This window comes from Microbacterium sp. SORGH_AS_0421, assembly GCF_030818635.1.
GTDB lineage: Bacteria > Actinomycetota > Actinomycetes > Actinomycetales > Microbacteriaceae > Microbacterium.
This window is the reverse complement of record NZ_JAUTAO010000001.1, coordinates 3,132,340-3,149,162: the sequence shown is the minus strand read 5'-3', so window position 1 is coordinate 3,149,162 and position 16,823 is coordinate 3,132,340. Positions and strand designations below refer to the sequence as shown.

Genomic DNA, 16,823 nt, shown 5'->3' with positions numbered 1-16,823 from the left:
TGCAACACCGGTGGAACGGTCAGGCGCGCGTGACAGGATGGTGAAATGAGTATGTTCGCGCAGCGTCCGGGTGCCGGCCGCGACGAGGTCGGCGAGAAGATCGCCTCGTTCCCGACCTACGAGCAGGCGCAGAAGGCCGTGTCCTCTCTCATCGCCGGAGAAGTACCCGCTCGCGACATCGCGATCGTCGGCTCGGGTCTGCGTTCCATCGAGCGCATCACCGGCAAGCTCGGCTACGCCACGGCGGCCCGCTCGGGAGCGCTGAACGGCCTCATGCTCGGCCTGCTGTTCGCTTTCATCTTTGTGCTCGGGATGCCGACCGTGCAGATCTCCGCCTTCGTCGGCGTTCTGCTGGTCGGTATGGCGCTCGGCATGATCCTCAGCATCGGCACGTATTCGATCGTGCGCCGACGTCGGGACTTCGCCTCGGTCATGCAGGTCACCGCCGACCACTACGACGTGTGCGTCGCGGCCCCGAGCGTCCACAAGGCCCGCGGGATCGTCGGCCCCTCGGGTGCCGGCACCGGTCGCAGCGGTGCCTCGCGCCCGGCGGCGCCCGACACCTCCCCGCCGCAGTACGGCGAGCGCGTCGCCCCGGGCACGGCCGCGCCGGTCGCCCCTCCGCGTCCGCCCGCGCCGACTCAGGCCCCCGCCCCGCGCGACGACGAGCCGCCGCGGTACGGCGAGCGGATCGCGCGTCCGGCCGAGCGCCCCGCGGACGACCAGCGAGACGCCGAGCGTCCCGCCGACGCTCGCGACGGCTCCGACGAGCACCCCGCCCCCACCGAGCGGTGAGCGCCGAGCCCGTCCGCATCGCCGTCGCGCTGCCGACGGGCGACACCGAGGTGTCGGGGCTGTGGTCCGCTGCCCCCGACTTTTCGGCGACCGTCGCTTTGGCGCACGGGGCGGGCGCCGGCATGGAACAACCGTTCTTGACGGGTCTCTCCGATGCGCTGGTGACCGAGGGGGTCTCGGTCCTGCGATTCGTGTTCCCCTACGTCGAGGCGGGCCGGCGTATGCCCGGACCCGCCGCGCACGCCCTCGCCACCTGGGTCGGCGTGCAGGCCTGGCTCGCTTCGGCCGAGCCCGGACCCTTCACCGCCGCGGGTAAGTCGTACGGCGGGCGCATGGCATCCGTCGCCGCCGCCGAGGGTGTGATCTCTCCCGCGGGCCTGGCGTACCTGGGCTATCCGCTGCATCCGCCGGGGCGACCCGAGAAGCCGCGCCGCGAGCACCTCCCGCGCATCACGGTGCCCCAGCTCTTCGTCGAGGGCGAGAACGACCCGTTCATCGATCCGCGGGAGCAGTTCGAAGAGGTGGTCGCGTCGTGCCAGGACGCCCGCGTGCACTGGGTCGCCGGCGGCAATCACTCCTTCGAAGTCAAAGGCGCGCGCCGCCCGGCCGACGAGATCGGCGCCGGGCTGGCGAGCGTCGTCGCCGGGTTCGCGCGGGGGGTTTAGCCGCGTCAGCGACCGGCGGCGTACCCCTGCGCACCGCGCGGGTTCGCGGCTGCCCACAGCAGTCCGTCGGTGTCGCGACCGACCGCGCTGACGCGCCCGAGAGCCCAGTCCCCGGCCCGGCGCACGCGGTGTCCGCGCCGCTCGAGGCCGGCGATCAGGTCTTCGCCCAGGCGATCTTCTACCACCGCTCCCGCCGGCGACCACGTGCGCGGCCAGAACGAGTCGACGAGCGCCGTGGTGTGCAGGGTCGGGGCATCGATCGCCTGTTGCGGGGAGTAGCCGCCGACGAGCAGGCGCAGCAGCACGGGGAGCTGCCACTGGTCTTGCTGGTCGCCGCCGGGGGAGCCGAGCGCGACGACCTCGTCGCCGCGCGTCAGCAACGTCGGGGTGAGGGTGGTCCGCGGGCGGCGACCGGGAACGAGGGATGCCGGGTGCCCGGGCTCCAGCACCACCATCTGCAGTCGAGTGCCCAGGCAGAACCCGAGTTCGGGGACGGTGGGGGAGGACTGCAGCCAGCCGCCGGACGGGGTGGCCGAGATCGCGTTGCCCCAGCGATCGATCACGTCGAGGTGGCAGGTGTCCCCTCGGGTCTGGCCCGAGCGATCGACCGTCGGTTCCCCCGTGGACCCGGACGCGACCCGCTGCGTCGTGCGCAGCGGAGGCAGGACCGGCTCGCGACCATCGGGGGAGCCGGGGCGAAGTTCGGCGGAAGCATCCGGCCCGAGGAGGGCGCGCCGTGTCGCGACGTACTCGTCGCTCAGCAGGGCGGCGGCCTCTGCGGCTTCGTCGGTGTCGCCGAACCACGCATCGCGATCGGCATAGGCGAGCTTCTGCGCCTCGAGCAGCAGGTGCGCCCCCTCCACCGAGCCGGGATCCACGTCGTCCGCGTCCTCGATCAGACGGAGCGTGTGGAGCAGAGCTGGTCCCTGCGACCAGGCGCCCGCCTTGAACACGTCCCATCCGCGGAACGACACCGACACGGCGGTTTCGAACGACGCGCGCCACGACGCGAGGTCTGCGGTCGTCAGGATGCCGGGATGATCGCCGCCATCGGCGTGCCGGTGCGGCTCGTGCAGGAACGTCGCCGCCCGGGGGAGCACCTCGCTCATCCAGCGCTCGCGCGCGGCGTCGATACGCGACTCCCGGTCGGCGGCGTCATGGCCCGCGGCCACGAGCGAGTCGAGCACATCGGCCCACGCCGTATTGCGGACCAGCGTGTCGGGTGCGGGCGGCTCGCCGGTCGGCATCCACTGGTCTTTCGACGAAGACCAATGGTCGCGGAACAGGTCGGCGACGCGGCCGATCGTGGCGGCGGCTCCCGCGACTAGCGGGTGTCCGTCGCGCGCGTAGCCCGTGGCGAAGGAGAGGACGTCGGCGAGCTCCCACGTGCCGTGATCGCGCAGCAGCAGCAACCACGCGTCGACGCCGCCGGGCACTGTCGCCGCGAGGCCGCCCGAGCCCGGGACCAGGTCGAGCCCGCGTCCGAGGAAGTGCTCGATGGTGGCGGCGGCCGGTGCCGGGCCCTGACCCATGAGAACGACGGGCTCAGCCGCTCCGGCCGGTCGCACGAGGGCGACCAGGTCACCCCCGGGGCCGTTCAGGTGCGGCTCGACGACGTGCAGCACGAAGCCGGCCGCGACGGCGGCGTCGAATGCGTTTCCTCCGCGCTCGAGCACCGCCTGCGCGGTGGCCGTCGCCGTCCAATGCGTCGACGCCGACATCCCGAATGTGCCTCGCAGCGTCGGCCGGGTGGTGAACGATGCCGGCGGCGTGAACGTCATCGCGACAGCCGGGCGATCCACTCCTCGACCTCGTCGGCCGTGCGGGGGATGCCCGCCGACAGGTTCACCGGACCGTCTGCCGTCATGACGATGTCGTCCTCGATGCGCGCGCCGATGCCGCGGTACTCCTCGGGGACGGTGAGGTCGTCGATCTGGAAGTACAGGCCGGGCTCGATCGTGAACGCCATGCCGGGCTCGAGCAGACCGTCGTAGTACATGTCGCGACGGGCCTGGGCGCAGTCGTGGACGTCGATTCCGAGGTGGTGGCTCGTGCCGTGCACCATGTAGCGACGGTGCTGGCCGCCCTTGTCGGCGTCGAGGGCCTCCTCGGCCGTGACGGGGAGCAGGCCCCACTCGGCAACGCGCGCAGCGATGACCTCCATCGCGGCCTCGTGCAGGCGCCGGAACGGTACGCCGACCTTCGCGGCGGCGAAGGAGGCGTCGGCGGCCTCGCGGACCGTCTCGTAAATGCGGCGCTGGATGTCGGTGAAGGTGCCCGAGACCGGCAGCGTGCGGGTGATGTCGGCGGTGTAGAGGCTGTCGACCTCGACGCCGGCGTCGACGAGGATCAGATCTCCGGGCTTGACCGCGCCGTCGTTGCGCGTCCAGTGCAGGTAACAGGCGTGCGGGCCCGAGGCGGCGATGGTGTCGTAGCCGACGCTGTTGCCGTCGGAGCGGGCGCGCTGGTGGAACACGCCCTCGACCAGACGCTCGCCGCGCGGGTGCGCGATGATGCGGGGGAGCTCGGCGACGATGTCGTCGAACCCGCGGCCGGTGACCTCGACGGCCAGGGCCAGCTCGGCGAGCTCGTACTCGTCCTTCACCAGGCGCAGCTCCGAGACGAACCGGGTGACCTCGTCGTCGTCGCCGACCGTGCGGTCGTTCTCGCCGACCTGGAAGTCCTCGAGGTGCGCGGTGGCCAGGTCCAGATCGGCGGCGACGCCGTCGAGGGCGGGGCGGGGGCCGATCCAGAACTCGCCGACCGTGGCATCCGAGTAGAACTCCGCCGTGGTGCGGTCGGCGCGCTCGCGGAAGTACAGCACGGCCTCGTGACCGTTTTCACGCGGTTCGAAGACGAGGACGGCGTCGGGCTCGGCGTCGCTGCCCCAGCCGGTGAGGTGTGCGAAGGCGGAGTGCGCGCGGAAGGGGTAGTCGGTGTCGTTGCTGCGCTGCTTCAGCCCACCGGCGGGTACGACGACGCGCTGGCCGAGAAAGGCCTCCGATACGCGGGCTCGGCGACGTGCAGCCCAGGCGGCCTGCTCGCGCGGCTCGGGGAGCGCGGCGGGGTGCTCGGCCCACCCGGTCGAGATCGTGTCGAGGAATCCGCGCGGGAACGGGGCCTTGCGGTTGCTGGGGGCGTCGAGCTCGACGTCCGCGGACTGCGGTTCGGCAGTCTGCGATTCGGGGATCTGAGGCTCGGCGGTCGTCGCGGTCGTGTCGCTGGTGGAGGGGGCGTCCATCGTTCCAGTCTCGCACCGTCGGGCGTCGCGTGCACGACGCCGATCGGCGCGCGCGGCCGGGTGCGCCGTGGCGGGGGTTTCGTCCTGCGCCGAACCGGGGCGTCCCGCCCGCGCCGGTGCCGTGGAGTCGGCATCCGGTCGAGGGGGGACGTGCGTCGCGGGCGCGGTCAGCCGCCCGTGCGCTCGAGCTGCACGACGATCGGGCGGTGGTCGCTGCCCGAGCCGTCGAGCGTGCGCATGACGACCGACGCCGAGACCGTCCAGTCGGGGGTGGCCATGACGTGATCGATCGGCGCGCCCAGCAGGGCGGGAGCGCTCGTCGGCCACGTGCCCACACCGCCGTTGCCGCTCTCGGACGCGGCGTCGTGGCACCGGCCCAGGGTGCCACCGTCGACGCCCATCCCGGTCATGTGATCGAGGGTCGCGTTGAAGTCGCCCGCGAGGATCACGTTGTCGGTCGCGCACTGGTCGGCCAGCCACTGCAGGTCGCTGCGCCACTGCGTCATGTACTCCTGTCGTGGCGCGACGGCGTGGGCGGCCACGATGATCGGGCCATCTCCCGAGACGGGCATGGCCACGGCGCTCGGGACGGTCGAGGTGTTGCTCGATCCGTCGAGCGAGGACTGGATGACGGAGTACTCGCCCAGCTCGGGCTTGATGAGGACGGTGGTGGAGGTGGCATCCCATCCGGTGATCCCGTACTCGCCGTACTCGGCGTGATGCGCCCACATCGGCTGGCCCATGTCGCGCATGAGCTCGGCGACCTCGGCTCCCGTCTCGATCGTGGTCTCGGGGAGGGTCACGACGTCGGCCTGCATACCCACCGCGAACTGCGCGATCGACTCGGCCGAGGTGGCCGAACCGGCGGTGTTCCACGTCATGATGCGCAGGCTCGACGCCGTCTTGGCCGGCATCTCCTCCGATCCCAGGCCGCGCTGCGAGAGCAGTGAGACGTTGACACCGCCCGCGAGAGCGAAGACGACCGCGAGGACGAAGGCGAGGGCCCGGATCGGGCGGATCAGCGCGAACAGCAGCATGAGCAGCGTTGCGGCGATGAAGGCGGCCGCCAGCGGCGCACGGAACGAGATGACCTGCGCCAGGGGGAAGGTGCGCTCGGCCCCGAACGCCGAGGGCCACGTGAGCACCGCGGCACCCGCCGCGAAAGCGAGCGCGACCAGGAGACCGACCAGACGACGCACGCACCCGACCATAGGGGAGCCGTCTGAGAGATCCACGGATGCCGGTTGAGCGCGACCTCCGCGAATACGGGGCGCTACGCTCGACGGGTGCAGCGTGAACGGCGATTCGAGGGTCCGAGCGACCTGCACCTGCATTCCTCGCACTCCGACGGAACCGAGCCGCCCGCGCAGGTCATGGCCGCCGCCCACCGTCACGGCCTGCACACCGCCGCCCTCACCGACCACGACACGACGTCGGGGTGGGCAGAGGCCGCCGAGGCGGCGACCTCGCTCGGGATGACGTTCGTGCCCGGCATGGAGCTGTCGGCCCGGCATCGGTGGCGCAGCGTCCATCTGCTGGCCTACCTCGTCGACCCCGACGACACGGCGCTTCGCGCCATGACCGACCGCATCCGCTCCTCGCGGCTGGATCGGGCCCAGATCATGGCCGAGCGCATCTCCCACGACTACGACATCGCGTGGGACGACATCCTCGCCCAGACCACGGACGGCGCGACCGTCGGGCGTCCGCACATCGCCGACGCTCTCGTCGCCCGCGGCATCGTCGCCGACCGGACCGAGGCGTTCGCCGGCATCCTGCATCCCTCCGGCGACTACTACGTCGCGCTGTACGCCCCCGACCCGGTGGCCGCGGTCGAGCTCGTCGTCGGCGCGGGCGGCGTGCCGATCATCGCTCACCCGGCGGGGCGGTCGCTGCTGCCCGACAGCGTGCTGCACGCGATGCTCGACGCGGGCCTGGCGGGCTTCGAGCTCGCGCACCGCGAGAACCTGCCCGAGCCCACGGCCCTGCTCGCCGATCTCGCCGCCGAGCGCGACCTCATCGTCACCGGCTCGAGCGACTACCACGGGCTCGGCAAGCCCAACGTCCCGGGCGAGAACACGACGGCCGACGACATGGTCGCGCGGATCTTCGCCCTGGGCCGCGGGACGGCGCCGGTCTTCCCGTAGGGGCTGCCCGCGGGGTGGGGCAGCGGCCGGGCGTCGCGTGCGGATGGGCGGGCGGTGCGGGCGTCTGTGGCTCGGCGCGGGCGTCTCTCGCTCGGCGCGCGTCGTGATGTGCAGCGGTGGCGGTAGGTCACGCATAAACGCTGTCTGCGCGAGGAAACGCGGGGAGCGCGTGTTTCTGCGTGCGGAGGGCGTTTATGCGTGGGGCGGTGACCGCGTGGCGGCGCCGCGCGCCTGGTCGCGTCGGTCCGCGCCGAGCAACCGACGCCCGAGGCCGACGATTCCGGATGCCGGTTCATACACGGAACGGCGCCGACCCCGCGGTGGGGGTCGGCGCCGTTCCGTGTAAGACGCGTCAGGCGACGGGGGCCGTCGGCGTTCCCGAGCTGCCGCCTCCGCGGCGACGGCGGCGACGGCGCGGGGCTGCGTTGCCGTCGTGGTGCTCCTTGCCGGCACCGTCGTGCGTGCCGGCGCCACCCTCTTCGCGCGAGGCGCTGTCGCCGGCGGGGGCGGTGCTCTCGGACGACGAACCACCGCGACGGCGACGGCGCGGGGCGCGGGTGCTCTCGGCATCCGGGCTCTCGTTCTTCTTCTCGACCTGCTTGGGCGCGACGGCCTTCGGCGCGGTCACGAGGCGGCCCTTGGTGCCCTCGGGGATGTTGAGGTCGGTGTAGAGGTGCGGGCTCGACGAGTAGGTCTCGGTGGGCTCGGGCTGGCCGAACTCCAGGGCGCGGTTGATGAGCGCCCACTTGTGCAGGTCGTCCCAGTCGACGAAGGTCACGGCGATACCGGTGTTGCCGGCGCGACCGGTACGACCGGCGCGGTGCAGGTAGGTCTTCTCGTCGTCGGGGATCGTGTGGTTGATCACGTGGGTGACGTCGTTGACGTCGATACCGCGGGCGGCGACGTCGGTGGCGATCAGGACGTCCTTCTTGCCGGCCTTGAACGCGGCCATCGAGCGCTCGCGGGCCTCCTGGCTCATGTCACCGTGGACGGCGGCGGCGTTGAAGCCGCGGTCGCCGAGCTCGTCGACGAGCTTCTGCGCAGCGCGCTTCGTGCGCGTGAAGATGACCGCCTTCTCGCGACCCTCCGACTGCAGGATGCGGGCGATGACCTCGTCCTTGTCGAGCGAGTGCGCGCGGTAGACCAGGTGCTTGATGTTCGCCTGCGTCAGGCCCTCGTCGGGGTCGTTGGCGCGCATGTGGATGGGGTTCGACATGAAGCGACGCGCGAGGGCGACGATGGGGCCGGGCATGGTCGCCGAAAACAGCTGCGTGTGACGCACGGGCGGGACCTTCGAGAAGATCTTCTCGATGTCGGCGAGGAAGCCCAGGTCGAGCATCTTGTCGGCCTCGTCGAGCACGACCTCGGTCGCGTTCGACAGATCGAGCAGGCGCTGGTTCGCGAGGTCGATGAGGCGACCGGGCGTTCCGACGACGATCTGCGCGCCGGCCTTGAGCTGGTCGATCTGCCCCTCGTACGCCTTGCCGCCGTAGATGGCGACGACACTGGTCGAGCGGTTGCTGGTGAGCATGTCCATGTCTTCGTAGACCTGGACGGCGAGCTCGCGCGTGGGGACGACGATGAGTGCCTTGACGCCGGGCTCGGGGTTGAGCCCCAGGCGCTGGACCACGGGGATGCCGAAGCCGAAGGTCTTCCCGGTGCCGGTCTTGGCCTGACCGATGATGTCCTGGCCGGGGAGGCCGAGGGGAATCGTCTGCTCCTGGATGGGGAAGGCATCGACGATGCCCTTGGAGGCCAGGGCATCGACGATGTCCTGGTCGATGCCGAGATCGGCGAAAGTCGTCATAGTGCGTGCCTGTTCCGGCGGCGAGAGACCGCCTGGGGGAGTCGTATCCACGCCTCACTCGTCCACAGGCGCGGGGCCCCGATCCGACGCCGGGGCTTCTCCACTCTACCCGGCGTGTCTCGGCAGCCCCCGACGCCTAGGCTGTCGTACGTGTTCGAGTGGTTCCGTCGTCGCCAGCGCCCGGTGGGCCGTACGCTCCAGCTGCGCTCGCGCGGAGACCTGGGCGAGGCCATGCGCGTCGACTTCGCCGAGCTCGCCCCCGAGATCGAGACGTTTCTCGGTCAAGCCGCCTATCTGCAGCTCGGGTTCTTCGAGACGCTCAGCGAGCTGATCGCCCTGACCCCCGAACTCGCCGAGAAGGAGTCGCTCTCCCGCGCGGCGGGAGCGGCGCTCATCAAGCACCAGGAGCTCGTCGCGCTGATCCGCGAACGCGGGGCCGATCCGACGCAGCTCATGCTGCCGTTCCGCGAGTCGCTCGACGCCTTCCGCCGCAACACGCACGGCGTTCGCCCCCAAGAGACCATGCTCACGGTGCACATCACGGCGGGACTCCTCGACGACTTCTATCTCGCGCTGTCGTCGAGCTACGGCGACACCGGCCGCCGGGTCGCGCGCATCCTGCAGGCCGATGACGACCGTCAGGCGATCGTCGACATCCTCGGAGCGACGATCGAGAGCGACGAGGAGTGGCGCTGGCTACTGGCGCTCTGGGGGCGTCGTCTCGTCGGCGACACCCTGCTCGTCGCCCGCACGGCCCTCCGCCACGGACACCTCGACCGCGCCGAGGAGGCCAAGGTCGAGCCCGTGTTCAGCGAGCTGATGGGTGCTCACGCGAGGCGGATGGATGCCATGGGGCTCGCCGCGTAACGAGCGTCACCACGGTCTGCGCGACGGGGTGAGGCAACACGCCTGTCGATGCACCGCACAGTGTCTGGACGACGCCGGGTGCCGGCATCCGCTGGTCTCTCGAGAGGTTCAGACGCCCAGGCGCACGCGATCGGCCTCGTCGCGGGCGATGCGCGAACGAGTGAGCAGCGGCACGAGCGCGAGAGTCGTGGCGGCCGGCGCCAGGACGGCGACGATCCACAGGATCGGCGAGTCGACCCCGAGACCCATCCACGTCAAGGCGGTCCACACGACCGCCGCCGCGGCCGCGCCCGCCAGAGGGGCGAGAACGACGCCGCGGAGGTGGCGGTGCGGCAGCGCGAAGTGCACGGCGAGGCCGATGACCGCGCCGATGATCAGACCGAGCAGGATCTGCACGGTTCGAGTGTCAGGCGACGAAGCCGACGCGGCGCGACTCTTCGGTGCCGAGTTCGACGAACGCGAGGTTGGCGGTCGGAACGAGGTAGGAGTTGCCCTTCACATCGGTGAAGGACACGTGGCTGGCGGAGTTGTCGAGGGCGGCGGCGACGGCCGACTTCACGGCGTCCGAGCTCTCGTTCGTCTCGAAGTTCAGCTCGCGGCCGGTGTTGGTGATTCCGATGCGGATCTCCACGATGCGTCCTTTCCCCGCGGGCCGCGGTCGGCCCGGCGCGTGATTCGACTCTAGGGCAGGCATCCGACACCCGAGCTCGCGGGAGGGCCCGCTTCGCGGACGGCGAACGCGCCTCGCGCCGACGGCGACCGGAGCGGACGCGGCGTCGAACCCGGCGATGTCGGAGGTCGCGATTAGCGTGGAGACATGCAGATCCCGGATGCCGTCGCCCTCGACGCATCTCCCGCTCGGGGAGGTGCGCTCGACGCCGAGCAGCGCGTCGTCGTCGACTGGCCCGCGACCGCGAGCGGTGTGGTCGTCGGGGCTCCCGGCTCGGGCAAGACGACCACGCTGCTCGCTCGTGTGCGTGAGCTCGTGGCATCCGGAGTCGACCCCGACGAGGTGTTGGTGCTCACGCCCACGCGACCCGCGGCGACGGCCTTGCGCGATCCCCTCGCCCTCGCCGTCGCGCGGGCGACCTCGGGCGCTCTCGCCCGGTCGGTGGCGTCGTTCGCGTTCCAGCTCGTCCGCGGCGCCGAAGTCCGGCGGGGGGTCGAACCCCCGCAGCTTCTCACCGGCGGAGACGAAGACCAGATCATCCGCGATCTGCTCGAGGGCGATGCCCTCGACGAGCTCGAGGGCGCGTCGCGTTGGCCCGCGTGGCTCGGGCCCGTCATTCGAGCGACCCGCGGTTTCCGGGGCGACCTCCGGGCGTTCCTCGCGGAGTGCACCGACCTGGGCATCGGCTCCGACGACCTGATCCAGCTGGCGCAGCGGTGGGAGCTGCCGGTCTGGGCCTCTCTCGCGTCGTTCGCCGACGAGTACCGGGCCGTGCGCTCGGCGATGCGCGGCACGCACCGCGACGCGGCCGACCTCGCTCGCGAGGCCGTCGCCGTGCTCGACGAGGCCCGCGCGGATCGCGCGCTTCTGGGGCGGTTCGCCACGTTGCGCTGCATCCTCGTCGACGACGCGCAAGAGCTCACCGCCGGCGGTATCGATCTGCTGCGCGCGTGTCGGGCCCTCGGCATCGGGGTGGTCGCGTTCGGCGACCCCGACGTCGGGTCGGGAGCCTTCCGCGGAGCGACGCCCGAGAACTTCGCTCGCCTCGCCCGTGAGCTCGGTACCGTCGCCGCTCTCGGAGAGCCCCACCGCGGGACACCGGAGCAGATCGACCTCGTCCGTCGCGTGGTGACGCGCATCGGTGCGGCCGGGATCGTCGCGCACCGACGTGCTCCCTCGGGCGCCGCGCCGCAGGGTTCGGTCCGCACCTACCTGCTGCGGTCGCCGGCGGAGGAAGCCGACGCCATCGCCCGCCTGCTGCGCGAACGGCACGTTCTCGAGGGCGTCCCGTGGGGCTCGTGCGCCGTGATCGCGCATGACTCGCGGCAGGTCGCGACCCTCGAAGCCGAGCTCGCCGCACGAGAGGTGCCCGCGCGCGCGAGCGGTCCCGGGCTGGCCCTGGGCGTGCAGCGGCCGGTCCGCGATCTCGTCGGACTGGTCGAGCTCGGCATGAAAGATCCCGACGAATGGGTCGCCGACGAGGTGGTCGACGCGCTGATCGGCACCTTCGGCGGCCTCGATCCGATCGAGCTGCGGCGTCTGCGCACGGCGCTCCGCCACGACGAGGTCGGTGCCGGGGGCGCGCGCACGGCGACCGAACTGCTCGTCTCCGGCGTGCGTTTCCCGCTCGAGCTCGAGGCCGTCGACACGCGCGAAGCACGCCGCGCCGCACGGCTGGGCGAGACCCTCGCCGCACTCCGCGCGCAGACTCTGTCGCACGCGACCCCGCACGAACTGCTGTGGACCGCGTGGGAGCGCAGCGGCCTGTCGCGGACCTGGCGCGAGGCGGTGCGCGGGCACGGGCCGATCGCCGAGCAGGCCGAGCGCGACCTCGACGCGATCGTCGCGCTGTTCCAGGCCGCGAAGCGGTTCACCGAGCGTGAGCCAGACGGGGAGGCCTCCGTCTTCCTGCGCGCGGTGCTCGACAGCGACGTCGCCGAAGACCGCATCGAACAGCCCGCCGTGGTCGACACGGTCCGCGTGCTGACCCCCGCGGCCGCCGCCGGTACGGCGTTCGACACCGTCATCGTCGCCGGGGTGCAGGACGGCGTCTGGCCCAACACCCGTCTGCGCGGCGGCCTGCTCGAAACGTGGCGACTTGTCGACGCGGTGCAGAACCCCGACCTCCCCGCCGCGGGCACGCTCGATCGCCGCCGTGCGGCGATGCACGATGAGCTACGCCTCTTCGTCCGCGCCCTCAGCAGGGCGGGGTCACTACTGGTGGTCACCGCGGTCGACGACGACGACACCGGTCCCAGCGTGCTGTTCGAGATGCTCCCGACGCCTGAGCCGGCGGCATCCATTCCCGAGCATCCCCTGTCGCTTCGCGGTCTCGTGGCGCGGCATCGCCGCTCGCTCACCGCGCCGCGCGTCGCCGTTGCCGATCGCACCCACGCGGCCGGACAGTTGGCGCTGCTCGCCGCGGCGGGTGTCGCCGGCGCCGCGCCCGAGGAGTGGTACGGCGTGGCTGCTCCCACGTCGTCGGCGCCGTTGCGCGATCTGACGCGCGAAGACGTCCGCGTCTCGCCGTCGCGCCTGCACGCCCTCGAGGAGTGCGAGCTCGACTGGGTCATCGCCGACCTCGGCGGCGACCGGGGCGGGACGACGGCGGGCATCGGCACCATCATCCATGCGGCGCTCGAGACGGCGGCATCGTCGTCTGAAGACGACCTCTGGGCGGTGGTCGACGAGCGCTGGGGTGAGCTGGCGTTCGACGCGGTCTGGCGCGAGCGCGCCGAACGCACGCGAGCGCGCGAGCTTGTGCGGCGTCTGGCGGCCTATCTGCGCCGGTTCGATGATGCGGGCGGACGCCTGATCGGCGCCGAGCGGCACTTCGAGGTGCCGATCCCCATTCCCGATGCCGGCGAGCACGGCGCCGTGCTGAGCGGCGACATCGACCGCGTCGAGGTGACGCCCTCGGGTGAGGTCGTGATCGTCGACCTCAAGACGGGTAAGAGCGAACCCCAGACGGATGCCAAGGTCGCCGACAACCCGCAGCTCGCCGCGTACCAGTTGGCGTTCTCGTCCGGGGCGATCGAGCAGGTCGCCGGGCTGCCGTCGGGCGGTGCGAAACTGCTCGTCCTGCGCCCCACCGCGGCGAAGAAGGACTACGCGGAGCCGACGCAAAAGCCGTTCGACGACGAACAGCGCGGCCAGTTCGTCGAACGCGTGCAGCGGGCGGTCGAGGTGATGCGCGGCACCAGTTTCGCCGCGCCGTACGAGGTGCACTGCCGGGACGAGTTCTCTTACGGGTTGTGCCGCATCCACACGGTGTCGGCGGTGAGCGCATCGTGACCGTCGTGCTTTCCGCGGCAACCATCGCCGCCGCCCTCGGACAGTTCCCGCCCACGATCGAGCAGACCGCGGTGATCGAAGCGCCTCTCGCGCCCGCCCTCGTCGTCGCCGGTGCGGGTAGCGGCAAGACCGAGACCATGGCCGGTCGCGTGGTCTGGCTCGTCGCGAACGGACTGGTCCGTCGCGACGAGGTACTCGGGCTGACCTTCACCCGAAAGGCCGCGGGCGAGCTCGCCGAGCGCATCCAGCGGCGGTTGCAGCGTCTGTCGGAGTTCGAGACGCGCGGACTGCTGGGTGCTCTTCCGGCGCTGCACGAGGCGGGTCGCCTGTCGGTGTTCGCCGAACTCGCACGGGTCGAAGGGGCGCGCGCAGATGCCGCCCGTCTCGAGGTTCTCGACGCCCTCGCCGCCGAGGTCGGCGCGGACGACCCCGGCCTCGACGACGGCGACCAGCTGTTGCACCGGCCCACCGTGTCGACCTACAACAGCTTCGCCGACTCGATCGTGCGTGAGCACGGCCTGCGCATCGGCCGCGACTCCGAGGCTGCCGTGCTCTCGGAGTCCGCGGCCTGGCTGCTCATGCGCCGGGTCGTGTTCACCTCCGACGACCCGCGGCTGGAGGAGCGGCAGGAGTCGCCTCGCACACTCATCGACGCGGCTCTGCGCATCGCCCGCGACGGCGTCGACAACCTCGTCGACCTCGACGAGCTCGCCGCGTTCCCCGACGAGTTCGCTCGTATCGTCGAGCGTCCGTCGACCTCGGCACGCGTCACCGTCTACAAAGAGGTGGCCGACGCCGCATCGCGTGTGTCGGCTCTGTCGCTGCTCGCGCGCCTCGCCGCCGACTACGACCGTGAGAAGGCGCGCCTGGGCGTCATGGACTTCGCCGACCAGGTGACGGGGGCCCTGCGCATCGCGCAGGAGCATCCCGCGGTCGCCGAGGAGCTGAGAGCGCGCTACCGTGTGGTCCTGCTCGATGAGTACCAGGACACGTCGGTCGTCCAGACCGACCTGTTGGCCACCCTGTTCGGGGGTACCGGTGTCATGGCGGTCGGCGACCCGCACCAGGCGATCTACGCGTGGCGCGGAGCGAGCGCGGGAAACCTCGGCGGCTTCCCCGATGCCTTCGCTCCGGAGGGCGGATGCCAGCGCTTCGCGCTGCTCACCAGTTGGCGCAACAGCGCCCGTGTGCTCGACGTCGCCAATGCCGTGCTCGCGCCCCTCGCCCACCGGGCGGCCGTGGCCGTTGAAGAGCTGCGGTCGCGTCCCGGCGCGCCCGAGGGTGTGGTCGAGATCGCCTTCGAGAACGATCTCGACGCCGAGGCCGACCGCGTCGCGTCGTGGTTCGTCGGCGTCCGTGCGGCGCGCGCCGCCGAGGGGCGCGGGACGACCGGCGCCGTGCTCTTCCGCAGCAAGAAGCACATGGTGCGCTTCGGTGATGCGCTCGGGCGGCGTGGCATCCCTCACCGCATCCTCGGGCTCGGCGGCCTGCTGACGACCCCGGAGGTCGTCGACGTGGTGTCGGTGCTGCGGGTCATCAGCGACCCCGAGGCGGGGTCGGCTCTGATCCGTCTGCTCTCCGGACCGCGGTGGGCGGTGGGGTTGGCCGATCTGCGCGCCCTCGCTCAAGTCGCGAGGCGGCTAGCGACACACGACGTCGCCCTGCAACCGCTCGCCCCCGAGGTCGTGGACCGCCTGCGCTCGACGCCGGGGGCCGATCGCGCGTCGCTGGTCGACGCTCTCGATTTCGTCACCCGCCAGACCGACGGCCACGGGTGGCTGACCGACATCACTCCCGAAGGCCGTGCGCGCCTCCGGGAAGCCGGTGCGGTGTTCGCAGCCCTCCGCAGGAGCGTCGGTGCCCCGATCCCCGAGCTCATCCGCCTCATCGAGGCGGAGCTGCGTCTCGACATCGAACTCGCCGCGAACGAGGCACGCGGCCCTGCCCGTATCGCCTCGGCGCAACTGCGCGCTTTCGTCGACGAGATCCGCGGGTTCCTGGCAGCGGACGAGTCCGGCTCCGTCTCGAGCCTGTTGGCCTGGCTCGATCACGCCGAGCAGGCCGACGAGTTCGCGCCGCGTACCGAGCCGCCCGAGGACGACGTCGTCCAGCTCCTCACGATCCACGGTTCGAAGGGCCTGGAGTGGGATGCCGTGGCCGTCGTGCGCCTCGTGACCGACGAATTGCCCTCGCTTCCGCGTGACACGAAGGGGTGGCTGGGTTTCGGCATCCTCCCCTCGCAGTTCCGAGGCGATTCTGCGTGGCTTCCGGTGTTCGGATGGCGCGGGACCCAGACGCAGCAAGAGCTGAAGGCGGCGATCGACGCGTTCGTCGCCGACAACCGAGCCCGCCAGCTCGATGAGGACCGACGGCTCGCCTACGTGGCGTTCACCCGAGCCCGCGACCACCTCATGCTCTCGGGCTCGAGTTGGTCGGGCACGAAGCGCCCTCGTCGACCCAGCGTCTTCCTCGACGAGGCCGCTGAGGCGCTCGGGGCGGAGCTGTTCGTCGACGAGGCGGGCGATGACCCCTACGACGGTGAGCGGCGCCTGCTGCACTGGCCGCTCGACCCGCTCGGGGCCCGACGCACGGCGATCTCGGCCGCGGTCGGGGCCGTCACCGCTGCGCGCGCGGCGACGCCGGTCGACGCCGATGACGACCTCGAGCTGCTGCTCGCGGAGCGTGCCGAGCGGCTCCGGCCCGTGCACACGCCGGCTCCGACGCGTATCCCAGCCTCTCGTTTCAAGGATTTCGTCGACGACTACGGACGCGCGGTCGAGGATCTTCGCCGGCCCATGCCGGAGCGCCCCTATCGGCAGACGCGCCTCGGAACGCTCTTCCACGCCTGGGTCGAGCAGCGCTCCGGGCTGGTCGGAGCGGGTGTCGGGCTCGACGACGACGGTCTGTGGGGCGACGACGAAGCGGGAGCGTCCGCAGCTGATGCCGTCGAACTGCAGCGGTTGCGGGAGTGCTTCGAACGCTCGGAGTGGGCCGCACTGCGGCCTCTCGAGGTCGAGACAGAGATCGACTTCGTCACGACGCGCCTCGACGGGCGCGAGCACGTCGTCATCTGCAAGCTGGATGCCGTGTACCGCCGCGGCGAGCGGTACGAGATCGTCGACTGGAAGACGGGGCGCCCACCCGCCAGCGAGTCCGAGCGTCGTTCGCGCATGCTGCAGCTCGAGCTCTATCGCGAGGCCTATCACGCCAAGCACGGTATCGACCTCGACCTGATCGACGTCGCCCTCTTCTACGTCGGCGATGAGCTGGTGCTGCGGGGGTGAGGGCCCGGGCCGTCCAGACCGGGAAACGTACGCGTGAGAGGTTTCGGGCAGCG

General features: G+C 71.7%; 12 protein-coding genes. 6 read left to right on the top strand and 6 right to left on the bottom strand.

The window, feature by feature from the left end:
* Positions 1 to 45 precede the first annotated feature (45 nt).
* Together QE416_RS15055 and QE416_RS15050 are read left to right on the top strand one after the other, a co-directional pair.
* A complete protein-coding gene (locus QE416_RS15055; RefSeq protein WP_307317404.1) occupies positions 46 to 795 on the top strand; it encodes a general stress protein in 750 nt (249 codons plus the stop codon).
* Positions 792 to 1,460, top strand: coding sequence for an alpha/beta family hydrolase (locus QE416_RS15050; protein ID WP_307317402.1), 669 nt, complete (start codon positions 792 to 794; stop codon positions 1,458 to 1,460). The genes QE416_RS15055 and QE416_RS15050 overlap by 4 nt, the downstream gene beginning before the upstream one ends.
* Positions 1,461 to 1,465: 5 nt before the next feature.
* On the opposite strand, the gene QE416_RS15045 is transcribed toward QE416_RS15050, so the two are convergent.
* The 3 genes from QE416_RS15045 to QE416_RS15035 all read right to left on the bottom strand — a co-directional run bounded on the left by QE416_RS15045 (position 1,466) and on the right by QE416_RS15035 (position 5,900).
* Entirely contained in the window at positions 1,466 to 3,241 is a 1,776-nt protein-coding gene (locus QE416_RS15045) for a gamma-glutamyltransferase family protein (protein ID WP_307317399.1), read from the bottom strand.
* Positions 3,238 to 4,701 carry an aminopeptidase P family protein gene (locus tag QE416_RS15040; RefSeq protein WP_307317395.1) on the bottom strand — a complete coding sequence of 488 codons (1,464 nt, stop codon included), beginning with the start codon at positions 4,699 to 4,701 and terminating at the stop codon, positions 3,238 to 3,240. The genes QE416_RS15045 and QE416_RS15040 overlap by 4 nt, the downstream gene beginning before the upstream one ends.
* 167 nt (positions 4,702 to 4,868) lie before the next feature.
* On the bottom strand, positions 4,869 to 5,900 hold the full coding sequence (locus tag QE416_RS15035; protein WP_210074409.1) for an endonuclease/exonuclease/phosphatase family protein: 1,032 nt from the start codon (positions 5,898 to 5,900) through the stop codon (positions 4,869 to 4,871).
* Positions 5,901 to 5,987: 87 nt separating this feature from the next.
* Between QE416_RS15035 and QE416_RS15030 the strand changes: the two genes are divergently transcribed.
* Complete coding sequence (locus QE416_RS15030; protein WP_307317968.1) at positions 5,988 to 6,848, top strand: PHP domain-containing protein; 861 nt, start codon at positions 5,988 to 5,990, stop codon at positions 6,846 to 6,848.
* Between the two features lie 352 nt (positions 6,849 to 7,200).
* Here QE416_RS15030 and QE416_RS15025 read toward each other — a convergent pair whose 3' ends face one another.
* Entirely contained in the window at positions 7,201 to 8,655 is a 1,455-nt protein-coding gene (locus tag QE416_RS15025) for a DEAD/DEAH box helicase (RefSeq protein ID WP_307317391.1), read from the bottom strand.
* Positions 8,656 to 8,805: 150 nt separating this feature from the next.
* Between QE416_RS15025 and QE416_RS15020 the strand changes: the two genes are divergently transcribed.
* Complete coding sequence (locus QE416_RS15020; RefSeq protein WP_210074414.1) at positions 8,806 to 9,522, top strand: ferritin-like fold-containing protein; 717 nt, start codon at positions 8,806 to 8,808, stop codon at positions 9,520 to 9,522.
* Between the two features lie 108 nt (positions 9,523 to 9,630).
* Here QE416_RS15020 and QE416_RS15015 read toward each other — a convergent pair whose 3' ends face one another.
* Together QE416_RS15015 and QE416_RS15010 are read right to left on the bottom strand one after the other, a co-directional pair.
* On the bottom strand, positions 9,631 to 9,918 hold the full coding sequence (locus QE416_RS15015; protein WP_267786936.1) for a hypothetical protein: 288 nt from the start codon (positions 9,916 to 9,918) through the stop codon (positions 9,631 to 9,633).
* A 10-nt stretch (positions 9,919 to 9,928) separates the two neighbouring features.
* Positions 9,929 to 10,153, bottom strand: coding sequence for a DUF3107 domain-containing protein (locus QE416_RS15010; protein WP_144835131.1), 225 nt, complete (start codon positions 10,151 to 10,153; stop codon positions 9,929 to 9,931).
* A 186-nt stretch (positions 10,154 to 10,339) separates the two neighbouring features.
* On the opposite strand from QE416_RS15010, the gene QE416_RS15005 reads away from it, so the two are divergent.
* Positions 10,340 to 13,486: an ATP-dependent DNA helicase gene (locus QE416_RS15005; protein WP_307317388.1), complete on the top strand. Its 3,147-nt coding sequence runs from the start codon at positions 10,340 to 10,342 to the stop codon at positions 13,484 to 13,486.
* A complete protein-coding gene (locus QE416_RS15000) occupies positions 13,480 to 16,770 on the top strand; it encodes a UvrD-helicase domain-containing protein (RefSeq protein WP_373458886.1) in 3,291 nt (1,096 codons plus the stop codon). The genes QE416_RS15005 and QE416_RS15000 overlap by 7 nt, the downstream gene beginning before the upstream one ends.
* The last annotated feature ends 53 nt before the right edge of the window (positions 16,771 to 16,823 follow it).